Raw genomic sequence first — 18,003 nt, 5'->3', positions numbered from 1 at the left:
GTAAGACTTGAAAACGATTCAGTCTGACCCCATTTCTATTACCAGATAACAAATTTAGTTAAGACATATTTCGGAGGACTCCATGGGTAGAATTATTGGTATCGATTTAGGCACAACAAACTCTTGTGTTGCAGTATTAGATGGCGGCAAAGCGCGCGTATTAGAAAATGCTGAAGGCGATCGTACTACACCCTCAATCATCGCATACACTGCAGATGAGACTCTCGTTGGCCAACCTGCAAAGCGTCAGGCTGTAACAAACCCAACGAACACCGTATATGCTATTAAGCGTCTTATTGGTCGTCGTTTTAAAGATGACGAAGTTCAACGTGACGTTGACATCATGCCATTCAAAATTGTTGGCGCAGATAACGGCGATGCTTGGGTTGAAGCCCAAGGCAAGAAAATGGCTCCACCACAAATCTCTGCTGAAATCTTGAAGAAGATGAAGAAGACAGCAGAAGATTTCCTAGGTGAAGAAGTCACAGAAGCTGTTATTACTGTTCCTGCATACTTTAACGATTCACAGCGTCAAGCAACTAAAGATGCTGGCCGTATTGCTGGTCTAGAAGTTAAGCGTATTATCAACGAGCCTACTGCTGCTGCACTTGCATACGGTATTGATAAGAAGCAAGGCGATAACATCGTTGCTGTATACGATCTAGGTGGTGGTACATTTGATATCTCTATCATTGAAATCGACAGCGTTGATGGCGAGCAGACTTTCGAAGTGCTTGCGACTAACGGTGACACTCACTTAGGTGGTGAAGATTTTGATAACCGTATGATTAAGTATCTTGCGGATGAGTTCAAAAAAGAACAGGGTCTTGATTTACGTAACGATCCGCTAGCGATGCAGCGTCTTAAAGAAGCTGCTGAAAAAGCGAAGATTGAGCTTTCAAGCACTACTCAAACTGAAGTTAACCTGCCTTACATCACAGCTGACGCAACAGGTCCTAAGCATTTAGTGGTTAAGATCACTCGTGCAAAACTTGAGTCACTGGTTGAAGACTTGATTACTCGCACGCTTGAGCCACTAAAGGTTGCTCTAGCAGATGCTGACTTAAAAGTTTCTGATGTCAACGAAGTGATTCTTGTTGGTGGTCAGACTCGTATGCCTAAAGTACGTGCAGAAGTTTCTGCTTTCTTTGGTAAAGAGCTACGTCAAGATGTTAACCCTGATGAAGCTGTTGCTATTGGCGCAGCTGTTCAAGCGGGCGTACTTTCTGGCGACGTTAAAGACGTATTGCTACTAGACGTTACGCCACTGTCTCTAGGTATTGAGACTATGGGCAGTGTAATGACTAAGCTTATCGAGAAGAACACCACTATTCCGACTAAAGCGTCACAAACGTTCTCGACTGCTGACGACAACCAAAGTGCTGTGACTATTCACGTACTTCAAGGTGAGCGTAAGCAATCAAGCGGTAACAAGTCTCTAGGTCAATTCAACCTAGAAGGTATTGAGCCAGCTCCACGTGGCATGCCACAAGTTGAAGTTGCTTTCGATATTGATGCCGATGGTATCTTGCATGTCTCAGCGACAGACAAGAAAACGGGCAAAGCACAGAACATTACGATTAAAGCCTCTTCAGGTCTAAGTGATGAAGAAGTTGAAGCAATGGTTCGTGATGCTGAAGCTCACGCTGATGAAGATGCTAAGTTCGAAGAGCTAGTCACAGCGCGTAACCAAGCCGATGGCATGGTTCACTCAACGAAGAAGCAAATCGAAGAAGCCGGTGAAGCATTACCTGCTGACGAAAAAGAGAAGATTGAAGCTGCAATGGCTGCTGTTGACACTGCCACTAAAGGCAATGACAAAGAAGCGATTGAAAAAGCGACTCAAGAGCTAATGGAAGCCTCTTCTAAGCTAATGGAAATTGCCCAAGCTAAAGCGCAAGCACAGCAAGGTCAACCAGAAGGCGCAGACGAAGCTCAACAAGACGCTCACGCAGCTGATGATGTTGTTGACGCTGAGTTTGAAGAAGTGAAAGACGACAAAAAATAATGCCGGATAACTCCTAATTTATTCTAGCGGGCGTTATGAGGAAACTCTAACGCCCGTTCGTGTAACTCCAGCAAAGAAAGCATGAGATTATGTCAAAGCGAGATTTTTACGAAGTATTAGGTGTCGGACGTGACGCCAGCGAACGCGAAGTGAAAAAAGCTTATAAGCGTTTAGCAATGAAGTTTCACCCAGATCGCAACCCAGGTGATAAAGAAGCAGAAGCTAACTTTAAAGAAGTTAAAGAAGCTTACGAAATCCTTACCGACAGCGATAAGAAAGCCGCCTATGATCAGTTTGGTCATGCTGGTGTTGATCCTAATCGTGGTGGTGGCGGTCAAGGCGGTGCTGATTTTGGCGACGTGTTTGGCGATGTATTTGGTGATATCTTCGGTGGTGGCCGTCGTGGCGGCGGCGGACAACGTCAAGCTGCACGCGGTAGCGATCTACGTTACAACCTTGAACTGTCTTTAGAAGAAGCGGTTAAAGGTTTAAGCAAAGAACTGCGCATTCCAACATTGGTCGCGTGTGAACCTTGTAATGGTAGTGGTGCTAAGAAAGGCTCATCACCAACCACTTGTGGTACCTGTCATGGCCAAGGCCAAGTGCAGATGCGTCAAGGGTTCTTTGCGGTTCAGCAAGCTTGTCCTACTTGTCATGGTCGCGGTAAGATCATTAAAGATCCTTGTAATAAGTGTCATGGCGAAGGTCGTGTTGAGAAGAGCAAAACCTTGGCTGTTAAGATCCCAGCAGGGGTTGATACCGGCGATCGTATTCGTTTAACTGGCGAAGGCGAAGCGGGTGAGTTTGGTGCACCTGCTGGTGACCTATATGTTCAGGTCAGTGTACGTGAACATGCTATTTTCCAGCGCGATGGCAATAACCTTTATTGCGAAGTGCCAATTTCATTTAGCAAGGCGGCGTTGGGCGGCGAGATTGAAGTACCGACATTAGACGGTAAGGTTAATCTTAAAATCCCAACCGAAACGCAAACAGGCCGTATGTTCCGTATGCGCGGTAAAGGCGTTAAGTCTGTACGCAGTCACGCTGTTGGTGACTTGTTATGCAAGGTTGTAATGGAAACTCCGGTTAACCTTAATGAGCGTCAGAAAGAGTTACTTCGTGAATTCGAAGATACACTCACTGGCGAATCAAAAAAACATAGCCCTAAAGCTGACGGTTTTTTTGACGGTGTTAAAAAGTTTTTCCAAGATCTGAATAGCTAATAAAAGTCATCGACTGGCCGATTTAGAACGACTAAAGCCTCGCATAGCGAGGCTTTTTTTTACTTAAAAATAATGGATTTAACCCACGATGAAAGGATTACTCCTAATTGTTAGCGCCTTATTGCTAATATCAGGTTGCGCGACGCATCACTCCCCGACAGGCCGAAATCAAACACTGCTGTTTTCTGCTCAAGAGATGTCGCAGCTAGGGGACTCATCTTTTGTTGAACTTAAAAAGACAGAAAAAATTAGCGATGATATTCAACTGAACCAATTTGTTGATTGTGTGGCGGCTCGAATTACACGGGCACTACCAGAGCAAGGTCAGCGTTGGGAGGTTATTGTGTTCGACTCTAAACAAGTGAATGCCTTTGCACTGCCTGGTCGGCATATAGGTGTTTACACTGGCTTACTCAACGTTGCCATCAATGAAGATCAATTGGCGACGGTTATTAGCCATGAAGTTGCCCATGTTCTGGCTAATCATAGCAATGAGCAAGTATCGCGCGCGAAAATGACTGGAATAGGAATGCAGTTTGCGGATCTTGCTCTAGATGTTGGTGGTGTTTCAAATCAAGAGGGGTATATGGCCGCCTTAGATTTAGGCATTCAAGTGGGGTATATGTTGCCTTATGGTCGAGAGCAAGAAAGTGAAGCCGATATTATGGGGGTACAATTGATGGCTTCTGCAGGGTTTAATCCTGCAGAAAGTGTAGCACTGTGGCGTAATATGGCCAAAGCGGGTGGTGAACAAGGTCCTGAATTACTATCTACCCACCCATCATATGGCCAGCGCATTGAATCATTACAGGAAATGCAGGCTAAAGCTCAACATCTTTATGAGGCTAACCGTGTTAGTGTGAAAGATACTTGTCAAAGGCCAAAATAGCTGCGCTTTTTAGGGCTATATCACAGAAAATATGCTAAGGTTTCGCGCGAAAATTCATTGAATCATTAAGAGAATAATCATTATGTCTGATAAGTTCAGTACAATTGAAGAGCAAGCAAGTTACGGTGTTGGTCGTCAACTAGGTGAGCAACTCGCTGCTAACTCATTTGAGGGTATCGATATTTCAGCTGCTCAATTGGGTCTATCTGACGCTTTTGAAGGTAAAGAAAGTATTGTTGATATGCAAGATATGCAAGTCGCATTTACTGAAATCAGCCAACGCATCCAGAAAGTGCAAGAAGCTGCCGCTGCCGCTGCATCAGAAGAGGGTGATAAGTACCTAGTTGATAACGCTGCACGTGACGGAATATTGACCACTGAATCTGGCCTACAGTATGAAATTATTGCTGAAGGTAATGGCGACAAGCCTGATTATGATTCAACTGTACGTGTTCATTACCACGGTACTTTCATCTCTGGTAATATATTTGATAGTTCAGTTGCTCGTGGCGAGCCTGCTGAATTTCCAGTGTCTGGCGTTATCGCTGGTTGGACTGAAGCATTACAACTAATGCCTGTCGGTTCTAAGTGGAAGTTGTTCGTGCCGCATCACCTAGCATACGGTGAGCGTGGAGCGGGTGCTTCAATTCCACCGTATTCAGCTTTGGTATTCGAAGTTGAATTGTTAGATATTATCTAAGTTAGCCAATAAGCCTAAGTTAATACTTAGGCTTTTTTTTGACATTTGTAAGGAGTGACCGAGATGACTGAAAAAGTAAGAGTGGCTATTACCGGCGGCAGTGGTCGTATGGGACGTACTCTTATTGAAGCGGCTAAACAGAATGATCTCATTTTGTTAGGTGCTGCGATTGAGCGTGCGGGTTCTACGTTGATGGGTGTTGACGCGGGAGAACTTGCAGGTGTGGGCGCAATGAATGTTGCGATTACCGACTCACTAGACAAGGCCGTTGATGATTTTGATGTGCTCATCGACTTTACTTCGCCTGAAGCTAGTGTCATCCATGCTGGTTGGTGTGCTAACAATGGCAAAGCTATTGTTATCGGCACAACCGGATTCAATCATGCTCAAAAAGAGCAAATTTCAGCATACTCTAAACAAGTGCCAATTGTGATGGCGCCTAATATGGCTGTCGGCGTAAACCTCATGTGGAAGCTGCTTGAAGTGGCTGCCGAAGTGATGGGTCATTATAGTGATATCGAGATTATCGAAGGCCACCACCGTTATAAGAAAGACGCCCCTTCAGGGACTGCACTCAAAATGGGTGAAGTCATCGCTGAAACGTTAGGCCGTGATCTGGATAAATGTGCCGTATATGGCAGAGAAGGAATCACTGGTGAGCGCGATAGAGAAACCATTGGTTTTTCTACCATACGCGCTGGCGATATCGTTGGTGAACATACTGCAATGTTTGCCGATATTGGCGAGCGACTCGAAATAACCCATAAAGCATCGAGTCGAATGACCTTTGCTAATGGAGCGATGCGGGCTGCATCCTGGTTGGTCGTTCAGGGCGAAGGGCTCTATGATATGCAGCAAGTCCTTGGCCTAAAACAATAAATATTAAAAACCGCTATTAGCGGTTTTTTTTTGCGCGAACAGTTATTTTTGTTAAAAGCACAGTTCCGCTATAGACGAATACCCATTTTCCATATAAACTCGGCGGAATTTGTCAAAATTTCGTATTTTATCGAAAGTTGGTATTTTAAAAAAACACAAAAAACATTGTATTTCAATGATTTGGCTCTTTCCGGAGGTCGCGTTGACAAAGTCTGCCTTACTCGTACTTGAAGATGGAACCGTTTTTTCTGGCACTGCAATTGGTGCTGAAGGGATGTCTGTTGGTGAAGTGGTATTTAACACTTCAATGACTGGTTACCAAGAAATTTTGACTGATCCATCGTATTCACGTCAAATCGTAACCTTAACTTACCCACATATCGGTAATACTGGCACCAATGATGAAGACACTGAGTCGTCATCTGTTCATGCTTGTGGTCTTATTATTCGAGACTTGCCGCTTACCGCAAGTAATTTTCGAAATCAGCAATCTTTAAGTGACTACTTAAAGGCCAACAACGTCGTTGGTATTGCGGATATTGATACCCGTAAATTGACTCGTATTTTACGAGAAAAAGGCGCCCAAGCAGGATGTATTCTTGTGGGTGACTTAGATGAAGCCAAGGCGCTAGCAGCTGCTAAAGCGTTCCCTGGTTTAAAAGGCATGGATTTAGCCAAAGAAGTCACCACCACTGAAGCCTATCAATGGCGTAGCGGTAGCTGGCGTCTTGTGGGCGGTTTACCGTCTGATAAGACTGAAGCAGAGCTTAAGTATAAAGTCGTTGCTTATGATTACGGTGTTAAGCGTAACATTTTGCGCATGTTAGTCGACCGTGGCTGTGACGTCACTGTTGTTCCGGCACAAACACCTGCATCGACAGTGTTAGCGATGAACCCAGATGGGATTTTCCTATCAAATGGTCCTGGTGACCCAGAACCATGTGACTATGCAATTACGGCGATTCAAGAGATTTTAAAGACTGAAATTCCGGTTTTTGGTATCTGTTTAGGTCACCAGTTATTAGCATTAGCCTCAGGCGCTAAAACCTTGAAAATGAAATTTGGTCATCACGGTGCAAACCACCCAGTGAGCAATATCGAGCAAGGCAATGTAATGATCACCAGTCAAAACCACGGTTTTGCTGCAGATGAAACAACACTGCCAGCCAATATTAAAGTGACTCACAAGTCACTGTTTGATGGTTCTTTGCAAGGTATTCACCTTACTGATAAGCCAGCGTTTAGCTTCCAGGGTCACCCTGAAGCAAGCCCTGGACCACATGATGCCGCGCCATTGTTTAATCATTTCATTGACTTGATTGAACTGTATCGCCAGAACGCCAAGTAGTAACCTCATCCGGGAGAAGATTTAAGCAATGCCAAAACGTACCGATATAAAGAGTATTCTTATCCTAGGGGCTGGACCAATTGTTATTGGCCAAGCCTGTGAGTTTGACTACTCAGGCGCTCAAGCCTGTAAAGCCCTACGCGAAGAGGGTTACCGAGTTATTCTTGTTAACTCTAACCCTGCAACGATTATGACTGACCCAGAGATGGCCGATGCAACTTATATCGAGCCGATTCACTGGGAAGTAGTACGCAACATTATTGCTAAAGAGCGCCCAGATGCGATCTTACCAACAATGGGTGGCCAGACTGCACTTAACTGTGCTCTCGAGCTTGAAAGCCGTGGCGTACTAAAAGAGTTCAATGTCGATATGATTGGCGCTACAGCCGATGCAATCGATAAAGCGGAAGACCGCAGCCGTTTTGATAAGGCGATGAAGTCGATTGGACTTGAATGTCCTCGTGCCGGTATCGCTCATAATATGGATGAAGCTCGCGCTGTATTAGCAGAAGTCGGCTATCCATGTATTATTCGCCCATCATTCACCATGGGCGGCAGCGGTGGCGGCATCGCGTACAACAAAGAAGAATTTGAAGATATCTGTTCTCAAGGTCTGGATCTTTCTCCGACCAGCGAACTGCTTATCGACGAATCTTTGATTGGTTGGAAAGAGTACGAAATGGAAGTGGTACGTGACCGTAATGATAACTGTATCATTGTCTGTGCCATTGAAAACTTCGACCCAATGGGTGTGCACACCGGTGATTCCATCACCGTTGCTCCAGCACAAACCTTAACTGACAAAGAGTACCAATTGATGCGTAATGCATCACTTGCAGTGCTACGTGAGATTGGTGTTGAAACCGGTGGTTCTAACGTACAGTTTGGTATCAACCCTGAAGATGGCCGTATGGTTATCATCGAGATGAACCCACGTGTATCGCGCTCATCTGCATTAGCGTCTAAAGCGACAGGTTTCCCTATCGCTAAAATCGCTGCCAAGTTGGCGATTGGCTATACGTTAGACGAGCTAAGCAACGACATTACAGGTGGTGCTACGCCAGCATCTTTTGAACCTGCAATTGATTACGTTGTGACTAAATTACCCCGCTTTAACTTCGAAAAGTTTGCCGGTGCTAATGACCGTCTAACAACACAGATGAAGTCAGTCGGTGAAGTGATGGCGATTGGCCGTACTTTTCAAGAGTCACTGCAAAAAGCACTACGTGGTCTTGAAGTTGGTAAAAACGGTCTTTGTCCAGAGATTGATATCACTGAACCTGATGCTATGTCGCGTATTCGTCATGAGCTAAAAGAACCTGGTGCAGAGCGTATTTGGTATATTGCTGATGCATTCCGTTTAGGTTTGTCGGTTGAGGATATCTTTGGTTTAACCAATGTTGACCCTTGGTTCCTAGTGCAAATTGAAGACTTACTTAAGTCTGAAACACAAGTTGCCGAAGCGGGCTTTGCGGGTTTAGACAAAGATACTTTACGTAAGCTTAAACGCAAGGGTTTTGCCGATTCGCGCTTAGCAGCGCTTGCCGGTGTTAGCGAGACTGAAGTGCGTAAATTACGTACTCGTTTTGAAATTCATCCGGTTTACAAGCGTGTTGATACTTGCGCCGCTGAGTTTGCAACCGATACCGCATACATGTACTCAACTTATGAAGAAGAGTGCGAAGCTAACCCATCAAATCGTGAAAAAATCATGATATTGGGCGGCGGACCTAACCGAATCGGTCAAGGTATTGAATTTGATTACTGTTGTGTACACGCGGCGTTAGCGTTACGTGAAGACGGTTACGAGACCATCATGGTTAACTGTAACCCTGAAACGGTATCTACCGATTACGACACTTCAGATCGTCTGTATTTTGAGTCTATTACTTTTGAAGATGTACTTGAAATCGTGCGTATCGAGAAGCCAAAAGGCGTTATCGTGCAGTACGGTGGTCAAACACCGCTTAAGTTAGCCCGTGATCTTGAAGCCGCTGGCGTACCCATTATTGGTACCAGTCCAGATGCCATTGACCGTGCTGAAGACCGCGAACGTTTCCAGCAAGCGATTGTGCGTTTAAACATGAAGCAACCTGAAAATGATACGGTAACGACCGTTGAAGGCGCTGTGATCTCTGGCGAGCGTATCGGTTATCCATTAGTGGTTCGTCCATCTTATGTATTGGGTGGCCGCGCAATGGAGATTGTTTATGATGAACAAGATTTGCGTCGTTATTTCAATGAAGCAGTGAGTGTTTCAAATGCATCACCAGTATTGCTAGACAGATTCCTTGATAATGCGATTGAAGTCGATATCGATGCAATTTGTGACGGTGAAACTGTAGTTATCGGTTCTATCATGGAACATATCGAGCAAGCGGGCGTTCACTCTGGTGACTCTGGTTGTTCTTTACCTCCATATAGCTTGAGCCAAGATATTCAAGATCGTATGCGTGTGCAAGTGGGTAAGTTAGCCATGGAACTTGGCGTTATCGGTTTGATGAACGTACAGTTTGCCATCAAAGATGACGAAATCTACATGATTGAAGTTAATCCTCGTGCAGCGCGTACCGTTCCTTTTGTATCGAAAGCGACAGGCGTCCCGTTAGCCAAGATTGCGGCACGTGTTATGGCGGGTCAAAGCCTTAAGTCACAGAATATTACTGAGGAAGTGATCCCACCGTTTTTCTCTGTAAAAGAAGTGGTATTGCCGTTTAATAAGTTCCCTGGTGTTGACCCATTGCTCGGCCCTGAAATGCGCTCTACCGGTGAAGTGATGGGTGTGGGTGACTCATTTGCCGAAGCTTATGCTAAAGCGCAGCTTGGTGCGACGTGTGAAGTGCCAAAATCAGGCCGTGCATTATTGTCTGTTCGTAACAGTGATAAAGCGCGCGTTGCCGATTTAGCCGCTAAGTTGATTGAGCTGGGTTATGAAATTGATGCGACTCACGGTACTGCAGTTATTTTAGGCGAAGCGGGTATTAACCCACGTCTAGTGAACAAGGTACACGAAGGTCGTCCGCATATTCTTGACCGTATTAAGAATGGCGAATATACCTACATTGTTAATACCACTGAAGGTCGTAAGGCGATTGAAGATTCACGTCAACTTCGCCGCGGTGCACTGCGCTATAAAGTGAATTACACCACGACATTGAATGCTGCATTTGCAACGTGTATGGCGCATGCTGCCGATTCCCGTTCAAATGTGACGTCAGTGCAAGAGCTACATAAACGTATTACTAAGTAAATTTAAGTGATGCAAAAAAGGCCGCATTTTTTGCGGCCTTTTTTATGATTTATTTACGGGATTATACCGAAACGATAGATATGGATAGAAACCCCGGTACAACTTCTATGTTACTAGCGCTCAGCGCAGGCGAATAAAGCTGAGGTAGAAGTAAAGGTGCAAATTAGGTGAACGGACTCTCGATTAATAAAGATTTATCTGACTTTGCTAGTAAGTATTGCCAAGGTTGAGTAAGCTCTATAAATTCTGCAGGTGCAACTTTTGCCCTCAGCGTTTACAATAGCGCAATTCCACAGATTATTGCCACGTTGACAAATTGACCCGTCAGCGAGGACTGCTTTTGTTTTAAAGGAGACGAAAGAAGCTTATGAGTAAGGTTCCAATGACAGTCGTCGGTGCTGAACGACTACGTAAAGAATTAGAGATTTTGAAATTTGACCGTCGTCCGAAAATTGCACAAGCAATCGGTGAAGCACGTGAGCTAGGCGATTTGAAAGAAAACGCTGAATACCACGCTGCTCGAGAAGAGCAAGGGCTATGTGAAGCTCGAGTTCGTGATATCGAAGGTAAACTGTCTCATGCACAAGTTATTGATGTGACGGACATGCCTAATACAGGTCGAGTTATTTTCGGTACTACAGTGACGATCTTAAACGTCGATACTGATGAAGAAGTGACCTATCGCATCGTGGGTGAAGATGAAGCTAATGTGAAAGAGAATTTACTTTCAGTGAGCTCACCTATCGCACGTGGTTTGGTTGGTAAGAGTGTTGATGATGAAATCTCGATCACTACACCCGGTGGTACCAACGACTTTGAAATTATTAAAGTCCAATATATCTAACTTAATTGATTAGATATTAAAGAAAACCGCTGTTTAGCGGTTTTTTTATGAGATTTTTATTGTGATGCTATTAAAAGTTTGTATAAGCTGAGCGCTACGCTTAGTATATAAATCTTAATAGATATACCTGAATATAGGCAAAAAATAGTGCAGTTATTTTGGCGGTTTGGATTCATTTTGCTATTCATAGGGGGATTATTTCTCACTCCTATGTCTGCGAGTGCATCAGTGCCAAATCAAAATAATGACATCGGCTTTGTTACTTTAGATCTTACTCTGTCTGAAGTGGCGCTTGGATTTTATAGTCACACTTCGATCGCTCCAGATAGCCAGCAGTTGCATAATCTATCCAGCAATATGCTTTTAAGGTTTCAAAACAAGCAAGCCAAGCAGACTGAAGGCGACGGCTCTGAATATGCCCCGTTGGTGTCGCAACGTTTTATCAGTTTTTCGCAACACGATCCGCTACGAAATCGTCCAAGCTATCTGTTAGCCTTTGAGTTTTTATCCCCCCCGATCCCTTCTTTAACTGTTGGATATCGAATAGATGTCAAGCCTACCGTGGATTGGTTGCTGCATATTGAAAGCGCTTCTCATCGACTTTCTGCATGGAAAGAATCTAATTTACTCTACCGTTTTTCTCACTCCCGCTCCCTTAGCTAAGTATCGATAAGCCCGTTGGCTTAACTATCGAGAACGGTTGCTAGCAGTTATTCCAAAGTCAAATTTACACTTAGCGCTCCATCGTGAATAGATGTGAGCGGTCACTGGTGAAACTGTATTTGTCCTTTGTTGCCTAATTGTCATCAATATCTGTTTTAGACGTTTGAAATTGACGTTTTATGTCGATTATATATCCGCGTCTGATTTTTATATTGGAATTTGATGCCAAGTAAGCTTGGACTAAATCACTCTCTCGATAGCTAATAAAGCAATATTGCATTTGCCAGTACCTACTGGGATAACTGCCAATATTTATCGCGTTACTAGTGAATATAAAGAGCAAGACAATATGAGAGAAAATAAAAAATCGACGATTTTAAATCATTACAGTGCATGGAAGTATGTGCTGTTACTAGTCACTATTATCATTATGTTATTCAGTGCATTGCCCACTTTTTATGGTGAAGATGCCGCCGTGCAAATCGGTGCGAAAGCGGGTCTAAAAGTTAACTCTTTAGCGTTACACCATTTGCTGGAGTCCCAGGGCGTTAACGTCAAACGTATTGACCAAGCTAAGGGGGAAACACTGATCGTACTCGATGATAACTCGCAGCAGTCCCAGCTTAAAACGATGCTCTCCGAGCAAGTTGCAGCTCCTTCAGAGTTGACTCTAACACTGGCACCTGATGCACCCAATTGGTTGCTATCTCTAGGCTTTTCGCCAATTAAACTTGGCTTAGATCTTAGAGGTGGAGTGCAGTTCTTACTTGATGTAGAAATTGAACCTGTTTACACAGTGCATTACGACGCTCTTGTTGAATCAGTGAGGCAATTTATTCGCGGGGAGTCTCTTTATGGCGCCAAGGTTCAGCAACACTCGAGTGGAAAGGTAAACATCTCAGTCTCAGATCCAAACCAAAGGCAGGCGCTAAGACAATTCGTTAAGCAGCAATATCCAAATTGGCAGGTAACGAATGCGGGGGATAGTGCGCTTAATGTGGATCTATTAGCGAGTGAAAAAATTAATATTCGCGATTTGATCGTAAAACAAAACCTGCAAATTATGCGCAGCCGTATTGAGCAGCTCGGGATAACTGAAGCTGTTGTGCAGCGTCAAGGCGAGCACCGCATAAGAATTGAGCTGCCAGGCGTGCAAGATCCAGCAGCCGCTAAATCGGTCATTGGCGCAACGGCGAGCCTAGCCTTTTATCAGGTTATGCAACCGGGCTCTGTGAATGCCAAAGTGTTATCTGATGAGCAGAAAGCACCAGTCTATGTGGCAAGGAAGCCAGTTTTAGGTGGCGAGCACATCATTGATGCTAGGGCATCTTTAGGTGAAATGGGCTTACCGGAAGTCGTTATTCACCTCGATCGTGAAGGTGGAAAAATCATGTCGAACTTCTCTCGTGACAATATCGGCAAACCAATGGCGACCTCATACAGTGAATATAGCCGAGATGATAAAGGCCAGATAAGGCAAACCACAGAAGTGATTAGTGTAGCAACGATTCAGTCTCAGCTTAGTGATCGTTTTAGCATTACGGGTGCGGGTGACTATGCCAGTGCACAGCAGCTGGCTTTATTACTTCGAGCAGGCTCTATGACTGCGCCAGTGACTATCGTTGAGGAGCGTACTATTGGCCCGAGCTTAGGCGAAGAAAACATTACTAATGGCTTTTCGGCACTTGCTTTAGGAATGGCGTTTACCTTGTTATTTATGGGGCTTTGGTATCGTCGACTCGGTTGGATAGCAAATATTGCGTTAGTTGCAAACATGGTTTTGCTATTTGGCCTGTTAGCGTTGATCCCTGGGGCAGTGTTGACCTTACCCGGTATTGCGGGACTGGTATTAACGGTTGGTATGGCGGTTGATACCAATGTACTTATTTTTGAAAGGATTAAAGATAAGTTAAAAGAGGGGAAGAGCTTTGCGCATGCGATTGATAGAGGCTTTGACAGCGCTTTGTCCACCATCATCGATGCCAATTTTACCACGATGATCACCGCGATAGTGTTGTACTCAATCGGTAATGGTCCTATTCAAGGGTTTGCTTTGACCTTAGGGCTGGGGTTATTAACGAGTATGTTCACCGGTATTTTTGCTTCAAGAGCATTAGTTAATTGGGTTTATGGACGCGATTTTAGTCGCGATGTGAAGGTGTAATATGAATTTTAAAAAATTGAGTAAGTTAACTAAAGCGCGCTACTTATCTAGCCTAATGTCTTTAGTGATAATGTTCTGCTCCGTCGGAATTATCTTGGTTAATGGTTTTAATTGGGGTTTAGACTTCACCGGCGGTGTGGTTACAGAGGTGAAGCTTGATAGCAATATCAAGGCCGCTCAGATAAGTGAGCTACTAGCGCAACACTCAGATCAAGATGTGAGTGTTATTTCGGCGGGTGAAGCTGGACGTTGGGTGCTGAGATATAGCCAAGTTAACGCTGAATCTAGTTCGAGTATCACCCGTGTTCTGGCGCCATTGACTCATAATATAGAAGTGCTCAATTCGAGTATCGTTGGGCCGCAAATAGGCCAAGAGTTAGCAGAGCAGGGAGGCTTAGCACTTTTGGTTGCGATGTTATGTATCCTCGGCTATCTAAGTTTTCGTTTTGAATGGCGTCTCGCCAGTGGTGCACTATTGGCACTATTTCATGACGTGGCTTTTGTCTTGGCATTCTTTGCGTTAACTCAGATGGAGTTTAACCTTACTGTACTCGCAGCAGTGTTAGCTATTTTGGGGTATTCGCTAAATGACTCTATTATTATCGCAGACCGGATCAGAGAGCTATTAACCTCTAAGCCTAAAATGGCGGTTGAAGCGGTATGCAGTCGAGCGGTACAGGCGACATTCTCTCGCACCATGGTGACGAGTGGCACAACATTAATCACCGTTTCTGCATTGTGGATAATGGGCGGTGGCCCTTTAGAGAGTTTTTCGATAGCAATGTTTCTTGGCATTCTGATTGGTACCTTCTCGTCAATTTCTATCGGGACCAGCTTGCCTGAGTTGCTGAAAGTTAACTCCGAGCATTATAAAGTAAAGCCTATATGTGACGCTCCATAAAAAAACACAAAAAAAAGCCGCTGAATAATCAGCGGCTTTTTTTATTTATCTTGCAAACTTTTCTTTTTTAAAAGAAACTTTGCTAATTACTTTGCCTTAGGCACAGCAATTTTCATTTCTTCAGACTGTCGGAACAGTACTAAGACGTGACCGATAAGCTGTATTTTTTCAGCTTGGGTTTCACGTACGATGGCGTCGACGATTGCATTTTTAAGCTCTCTGTCACCAGAGGCTACTTTCACTTTGATCAATTCATGATGAGAGAGTGCACTATCAATTTCAGCCAGTACACCTTCAGTCAGGCCGTTGCCACCAAGCATCACTACAGGCTTTAAATTATGCGCTAAGCCCTTTAAGTGCTGTTTTTGTTTGGTTGTTAAGTTCATTTATACCAACTTTATGCTGAGTTACTGTTGAAAAGCCGCTATTCTACCCTTATATATGCTTTGTGTAACTCTCAATTGTTGCGGATTTTAAATGTCAGGTAAAAAACGAACCGCCAGCTCTTCACGCTGGATGCAAGAACATTTCGATGATCACTATGTCAAGTTAGCGCAAAAGCGCGGCTTTAGGTCGCGAGCGGCCTTTAAGATAGAGGAGATCCAAGAGAAAGATAAACTTATACGATCCGGCATGACTGTGGTCGATTTAGGCGCAGCACCTGGAGGATGGTCGCAAGTGGTTGTTAAACTTGCTGGCGACAAAGGTAAAGTGATCGCGTGCGATATTTTACCTATGGACCCGATTGTTGGGGTCGATTTCCTACAAGGTGATTTCCGCGAAGAGAACGTACTTGAAGCGCTGCTGACGCGAGTTGGTGATGCTAAAGTGGATGTCGTATTATCTGATATGGCGCCAAACATGAGTGGTACTGGCGGGGTCGATCAACCTCGTGCTATGTATTTAGTCGAACTCGCATTAGATATGTGCCATCAAGTTTTGGCACCTAATGGCTGTTTTGCTGTTAAAGTCTTTCAGGGGGAGGGCTTTGACGAGTACATGAAATTAGTTAAACAAGCATTTAAAACCGTTAAAACACGTAAGCCGGATTCATCGCGAGCACGATCACGTGAGGTCTATCTTGTGGCGACGGGGTACAAGTTATAGTAATCTATCGTAAGTACTCTAACATTAGTTTTCGAAAGACTTTAAAAAGAGGTCGAGTAATTTGAGTGACATGGCTAAAAATTTAATTCTCTGGGTTGTCATCGCGGTTGTGTTGATGGCAGTGTTTCAGGGCTATTCCCCCTCTTCTTCTACCAAGCAGAAGATGGATTATTCTACCTTTTTAGACGATGTTCGTGACGGGCAGATTAATACTGTCGAAGTGAAAAGCGATCAACGTACGATTGAAGGAACAAAGCGTACTGGAGAGAAGTTCACCACGATTATGCCAATGCCAGATCTTGACTTGATCAATGATCTAGCCCGTAAAGGCATTATGATGAAAGGACAAGAAGCAGAAGAGTCGGGTTTCTTAACTCAAATCTTTATCTCTTGGTTCCCTATGCTGCTGCTTATCGGGGTATGGATTTTCTTCATGCGTCAGATGCAAGGCGGTGGTGGTAAAGGCGCAATGTCATTTGGTAAGAGTAAAGCCAAATTGATGAGCGAAGACCAAATTAAAACGACTTTTGCTGACGTTGCTGGTTGTGACGAAGCGAAAGAAGACGTTAAAGAATTGGTTGATTACTTAAAAGAGCCAACGCGTTTCCAAAAGTTAGGCGGACGAATTCCTACTGGTGTGTTACTTGTTGGCCCACCAGGTACCGGTAAGACGCTAATTGCTAAAGCCATTGCGGGTGAAGCTAAAGTGCCTTTCTTTACCATTTCAGGTTCAGACTTCGTTGAAATGTTTGTGGGTGTTGGTGCATCTCGAGTGCGTGACATGTTTGAGCAAGCTAAAAAGTCTGCTCCCTGCATTATCTTCATTGATGAAATTGATGCCGTAGGTCGCCAGCGTGGTGCGGGTGTTGGTGGTGGTCATGATGAACGTGAGCAAACATTGAACCAACTACTGGTTGAAATGGATGGTTTTGAAGGCAACGAAGGCGTCATTGTCATCGCCGCGACTAACCGTCCAGACGTGTTAGATGCAGCGTTACTACGTCCAGGTCGTTTTGACCGTCAAGTTGTTGTGGGTCTGCCTGACGTTCGTGGTCGTGAGCAAATTCTTAAAGTCCATATGCGCAAAGTGCCATTGGCTGACGGTGTTAAGGCAAGTGTTATTGCTCGTGGTACTCCAGGTTTCTCTGGTGCAGACCTTGCTAACCTTGTCAACGAAGCGGCATTATTTGCAGCTCGTAACAGTCGCCGCGTCGTGGGCATGGAAGAGTTCGAAAGTGCTAAAGATAAGATCATGATGGGTGCAGAGCGCCGCACTATGGTGATGTCTGAAGCTGAAAAAGAGATGACCGCTTACCATGAAGCAGGTCATGCGATTGTCGGTTGTTTAGTGCCAGAGCATGATCCTGTGCATAAGGTGACTATTATTCCACGCGGTCGAGCGTTGGGTGTGACTTTCTTTTTGCCTGAAGCGGATGCTATTAGCCAAAGCAGACAGAAACTAGAAAGCCAGATTTCAGTTGCCTATGGTGGCCGTTTAGCCGAAGAGATTATCTACGGTAGCCAGAAAGTGTCTACGGGTGCTTCGCAGGATATTAAATATGCGACATCAATAGCACGTAATATGGTGACCCAGTGGGGCTTCTCTGACAAGTTAGGCCCAGTACTCTATGCTGAAGATGAGAATGAAGTCTTCCTTGGACGCAGCATGGGTAAGTCGCAACATATGTCAGATGACACTGCGCGTATTATCGATGCTGAAGTTAAGCTGCTGATATCGTCTAACTACGATAGAGCGCAAGTGTATCTTACCGAGAATATGGACATCCTTCACGCGATGAAAGATGCGCTGATGAAGTATGAAACGATAGACTCGAATCAAATTGATGATTTGATGAAACGTCGTGAAGTGCGTTTACCTGCTGAATGGGAAAAAGATAAGCAGTCTAAGGATAATGACAGTAATGACGCTTCTTCTGAAAAGAAAGAAGATGTTAAGGATACTGAAGATAGTCAAACGGATGTAAGTGATGCGGACGAATCACCTGCTAAGTAATCTTTAGACAATT

Annotated in this window: 14 protein-coding genes; 13 read left to right on the top strand and 1 reads right to left on the bottom strand. The window is 44.4% G+C overall.

What is annotated here, in order from left to right; genetic code table 11:
- Window positions 1-82: 82 nt before the first annotated feature.
- From dnaK to secF, 11 genes are all read left to right on the top strand, one after another.
- A complete protein-coding gene (gene dnaK / locus CXF86_RS09085; RefSeq protein ID WP_102038813.1) occupies window positions 83-2,008 on the top strand; it encodes a molecular chaperone DnaK in 1,926 nt (641 codons plus the stop codon).
- A gap of 89 nt (window positions 2,009-2,097) precedes the next feature.
- Window positions 2,098-3,231, top strand: a complete 1,134-nt coding sequence (gene dnaJ / locus CXF86_RS09080; protein ID WP_101089982.1) for a molecular chaperone DnaJ — start codon at window positions 2,098-2,100, stop codon at window positions 3,229-3,231.
- 88 nt (window positions 3,232-3,319) lie between these two features.
- The gene (locus CXF86_RS09075; protein WP_101089983.1) at window positions 3,320-4,120 is read left to right on the top strand and encodes a M48 family metallopeptidase; all 801 of its coding nucleotides are present in this window, start codon (window positions 3,320-3,322) and stop codon (window positions 4,118-4,120) included.
- 82 nt (window positions 4,121-4,202) lie between these two features.
- A complete protein-coding gene (locus tag CXF86_RS09070) occupies window positions 4,203-4,820 on the top strand; it encodes a BamJ family beta-barrel-assembly machinery protein (RefSeq protein ID WP_101089984.1) in 618 nt (205 codons plus the stop codon).
- 63 nt (window positions 4,821-4,883) lie between these two features.
- A complete protein-coding gene (dapB, locus tag CXF86_RS09065; protein ID WP_101089985.1) occupies window positions 4,884-5,699 on the top strand; it encodes a 4-hydroxy-tetrahydrodipicolinate reductase in 816 nt (271 codons plus the stop codon).
- A gap of 175 nt (window positions 5,700-5,874) precedes the next feature.
- A complete protein-coding gene (gene carA, locus CXF86_RS09060; protein ID WP_101090038.1) occupies window positions 5,875-7,047 on the top strand; it encodes a glutamine-hydrolyzing carbamoyl-phosphate synthase small subunit in 1,173 nt (390 codons plus the stop codon).
- Between the two features lie 28 nt (window positions 7,048-7,075).
- Window positions 7,076-10,297 (top strand): carbamoyl-phosphate synthase large subunit, encoded by a 3,222-nt coding sequence (gene carB, locus CXF86_RS09055; protein WP_101089986.1) that lies wholly within the window; start codon window positions 7,076-7,078, stop codon window positions 10,295-10,297.
- Between the two features lie 367 nt (window positions 10,298-10,664).
- The gene (gene greA / locus CXF86_RS09050; RefSeq protein WP_101089987.1) at window positions 10,665-11,141 is read left to right on the top strand and encodes a transcription elongation factor GreA; all 477 of its coding nucleotides are present in this window, start codon (window positions 10,665-10,667) and stop codon (window positions 11,139-11,141) included.
- A gap of 147 nt (window positions 11,142-11,288) precedes the next feature.
- On the top strand, window positions 11,289-11,804 hold the full coding sequence (locus CXF86_RS09045) for a hypothetical protein (RefSeq protein ID WP_257982845.1): 516 nt from the start codon (window positions 11,289-11,291) through the stop codon (window positions 11,802-11,804).
- A 349-nt stretch (window positions 11,805-12,153) separates the two neighbouring features.
- Complete coding sequence (gene secD, locus CXF86_RS09040) at window positions 12,154-13,968, top strand: protein translocase subunit SecD (RefSeq protein ID WP_102038812.1); 1,815 nt, start codon at window positions 12,154-12,156, stop codon at window positions 13,966-13,968.
- Window position 13,969: 1 nt separating this feature from the next.
- Window positions 13,970-14,869, top strand: a complete 900-nt coding sequence (gene secF, locus CXF86_RS09035) for a protein translocase subunit SecF (protein WP_102038811.1) — start codon at window positions 13,970-13,972, stop codon at window positions 14,867-14,869.
- Between the two features lie 86 nt (window positions 14,870-14,955).
- Here secF and yhbY read toward each other — a convergent pair whose 3' ends face one another.
- Window positions 14,956-15,255 (bottom strand): ribosome assembly RNA-binding protein YhbY, encoded by a 300-nt coding sequence (gene yhbY / locus CXF86_RS09030; RefSeq protein ID WP_101089990.1) that lies wholly within the window; start codon window positions 15,253-15,255, stop codon window positions 14,956-14,958.
- A gap of 91 nt (window positions 15,256-15,346) precedes the next feature.
- Here yhbY and rlmE point away from each other — a divergent pair, with 91 nt between their 5' ends.
- Window positions 15,347-15,976: a 23S rRNA (uridine(2552)-2'-O)-methyltransferase RlmE gene (rlmE, locus tag CXF86_RS09025; RefSeq protein WP_101089991.1), complete on the top strand. Its 630-nt coding sequence runs from the start codon at window positions 15,347-15,349 to the stop codon at window positions 15,974-15,976.
- Window positions 15,977-16,037: 61 nt separating this feature from the next.
- Window positions 16,038-17,990, top strand: coding sequence for an ATP-dependent zinc metalloprotease FtsH (gene ftsH / locus CXF86_RS09020; RefSeq protein ID WP_180961038.1), 1,953 nt, complete (start codon window positions 16,038-16,040; stop codon window positions 17,988-17,990).
- The last annotated feature ends 13 nt before the right edge of the window (window positions 17,991-18,003 follow it).

Origin of the sequence: Shewanella sp. GutCb (assembly GCF_002836135.1) — a bacterium.
In the GTDB taxonomy this organism is placed as follows: Bacteria; Pseudomonadota; Gammaproteobacteria; order Enterobacterales; family Shewanellaceae; genus Shewanella.
This window is presented reverse-complemented; position numbering and strand designations above follow the sequence as displayed.